Annotated in this window: 1 pseudogene; it reads left to right on the top strand. The window is 59.7% G+C overall.

The annotated features are described in order from the left end of the window. Window positions 1-192, top strand: a pseudogene (locus ACZXDY_RS46340) (L,D-transpeptidase); the annotation flags it as partial. Window positions 193-538: the final 346 nt, after the last annotated feature.

Raw genomic sequence — 538 nt, 5'->3', positions numbered from 1 at the left:
GACCTTTATGAGCGGGTGAAAGTCGGAGCGAAAGTGATCGTGCTTCCGGCAACCGCTGCCCGTCGACCATCCCAGGGCGCGCCGCCCGACGCCGCTTTCCGATCGCCGGACCCGGCATCGCCGTCGAACCGGTCCTTGGCAACCAACGCGCAGATGCTGTCATCTGGACCGAAGATCGCTGAGGCCCAATAACTCAGTCCTCCGTCCTCGGTCTGCAACTGATGACAAGGAGGTAATTCAAGTCCTCGCGTCGAGGTCGGCTTCAAGCCCATCGCCGCCGTTGACGCGGTATAGCTAGAAGTCCGTTCACAGGAACAGACCGGAAAGCCTGCGACCGAGAGGCAACAAAGGTTATTGACCCTTCGCGACATATTCCACCGCGACGCATCTTCGGTCGCTGACGGGGCACGGCGGAAATCGACAAGCTGACGTCTATTGCAGAGGGCGACGCTCGTGACCCAAATGTATGGTCCGGCCGTGCGTAGCAAGAAGATTTCGACGATCCGGTAGATGCGGTCTTGCATCAATGTATCCGGCC

The sequence above is a fragment of the Bradyrhizobium sp. LeoB3 genome (assembly GCF_055456055.1).
Note: the sequence above shows the minus strand (reverse complement) of the source record. Positions and strands in the feature narration are given on the sequence as shown.